Annotated in this window: 4 protein-coding genes; all 4 read right to left on the bottom strand. The window is 40.5% G+C overall.

From position 1 onward, the window contains the following. A partial coding sequence (locus tag AC52RT_RS09065) for a prepilin-type N-terminal cleavage/methylation domain-containing protein (RefSeq protein ID WP_495540437.1) occupies positions 1-201 on the bottom strand: 201 nt, incomplete at its 3' end. Further along, positions 179-517: a competence type IV pilus major pilin ComGC gene (gene comGC, locus AC52RT_RS09070; RefSeq protein ID WP_445669951.1), complete on the bottom strand. Its 339-nt coding sequence runs from the start codon at positions 515-517 to the stop codon at positions 179-181. The genes comGC and AC52RT_RS09065, both read right to left, overlap by 23 nt. A 15-nt stretch (positions 518-532) precedes the next feature. Then, the gene (comGB, locus tag AC52RT_RS09075) at positions 533-1,564 is read right to left on the bottom strand and encodes a competence type IV pilus assembly protein ComGB (RefSeq protein ID WP_495540438.1); all 1,032 of its coding nucleotides are present in this window, start codon (positions 1,562-1,564) and stop codon (positions 533-535) included. Then, a partial coding sequence (locus AC52RT_RS09080; protein WP_495540439.1) for an ATPase, T2SS/T4P/T4SS family occupies positions 1,551-2,088 on the bottom strand: 538 nt, incomplete at its 5' end. The genes comGB and AC52RT_RS09080, both read right to left, overlap by 14 nt.

The following is a 2,088-nucleotide window of genomic DNA, read 5'->3' on the forward strand; positions in this document are numbered from 1 at the left end:
GGCGTATTCCTGACTTCTGTATAGGTCATCACTGAGCTGAATCAAAAAGAAGCTCGTATCCAGTTTTTTAACAAATGGCGGAAACATTCCAAAGCCAAGTGATGTCAACAGCATAAATACAGATAATACAAGGAGCATTTCAACTAACGTATAACCCCTTGATCCTAATCTGGTATTGCTACTTTCCGTCGCTTGCAGCAACAACGGATACCTCTCCCTTCGCATTAATAGACACTTCGGATTTATTTGGACAGGAAGTTTGCTTTAAATACCCTTCTGAAGCCAGCTCTGAGATACTTGTCGGCAGCACGTTTTTGTCAATTTGGTAGGCTTGAACCTGTGATTGCACCATCTTAACAAACGCCTCGCACCCCTTTTCTTGGATGGAAGACTGGTTCTTCGTAATATTTGGAACCGTAATGATTAATAGAATGGAAATAACCATTAATACGACGAGCATTTCAATTAATGTAAATCCTTTTTCATTTTTTACTCTTTTCATTATTTTTCGCAGCATTACGATTCCTCCTAGTTAAATATCTTTCATTAAAGAAAACATGGGTAATAAAACAGCCAGGTAGATGGAAATGACCAGGATGCCGACAAATGAAAATAAAGCAGGCTGGACGATTCTCATCGCCAATGTCATCCTCTCTTCAATCTTTTCCAATAGATAACGGCTGTAATGAAACAATTCTTGATCCAGACGACCATATTTCAAACCATTTGCGGCGACAATACTAAAATTTTTATCAAAGTACGGCATCGCTTTTAGAATGTCCTCAAGGGGCTTTCCTTCTGTCAGCTCATTTTTAATAATTAAACAGAGATTCTTATAAAAAGGCTGCTGCTGATTTTCTGAAAATAATAAGATACTTTCTTTCAATGACAACCCGCCCGAAAGAAGGCTGCTAAATTGACTTGCAAAAAATTGAGTTTCATACAGTTTAATGAATGGACCTAATATGGGGATTTTTAAGAGTAAAAGGCGGCGTTTAAGGGGCGAAAGTTTCATATACCAGAATTGTCTGAGGAGTACACCAAGTATGACCGCCGCTCCTAGGAGATACGGCAGGTAAGAAAGGAAAGACGAGGCAAGTCTGACGAATGCTAAAAAACCATTTTCTTTAGCGTCCATTGAAGAGAAAAGAACTTCGAACTGCGGCAGCAATACGCCTTGCAGCATGTAAAACGCCCCTCCAACAAAAAGAAGCAGTAATACGGGATACACTAACAGCTTTTGGATTTTCTCCATATCAGAAGATCGTTTCTCCCAATAGGTGCCTGCCTCCTTCAGTGCACGTGATAGATCGCCATATTGCTCGGCATAATAAATAAAACTAATGAGCTGTGGATGAAACTTTAATGCGGTTAAGACTGCATAAAATGGATAACCCCTCATCAACTCTTCTACCGCTTCATCCAAGTCCAGTCTTTTCTTTTTGGTTTCTTGAAATTTAAGAAACTGGATTCCGTCGGAGAGCGAATAACCATACTCAAGCAATTCCCCTAGCTTTAATAGAAACGAAGCCTGTTCGGTCATTTTCCATTTACTTCGTTTCATGTTCATACACCAGTCGTTCATATTCTTCCGCTTCGATGTATCCGAAAGCGATGGCCTTACTAATTTCATGTTTTAGCTGCCTATATCCTGCCTGATGCGTCTCACCCTTGGCTGCCTTTAAGGCTTCAATCAGTTCTTTTCCATATAGTAATTCATAGACACTTGCCCGTTTAGCACGTTTTTGACCCATGCATTCTGGGGTGCACCCACTGCTACCGCAGCTAGGACAGTGTAATTCAACCAGTGTTTGTGCAGTTATGGCAATTAGGGTTTGTTCAACTTCATTCCAGCTAACACCGAATTCAAGCAAGCGGTAAATAGCTCCCTTTGCGTCTCTAGTATGCATGGTTGTAAGAATTAAATGACCTGTCATGGCTGCCCGGACGGCAATCTTGGCCGTTTCCGCATCGCGAATTTCACCAACCATGATAATATCAGGGTCATGTCTTAAAGCGGCTTTTAGTCCGACAGAATAAGTAATTCCTGCTTTTTCATTAATTTGTACTTGGAGAACATTTTCTGAT

It is taken from the genome of Peribacillus sp. (assembly GCF_059453735.1).

What these genes read in the sequence shown, in the direction of transcription:
- comGC (WP_445669951.1), bottom strand. Translation starts at nt 517, where the DNA reads ATGCTGCGAAAAATAATGAAAAGAGTAAAAAATGAAAAAGGATTTACA.
- comGB (WP_495540438.1), bottom strand. Translation starts at nt 1,564, where the DNA reads ATGAAACGAAGTAAATGGAAAATGACCGAACAGGCTTCGTTTCTATTA.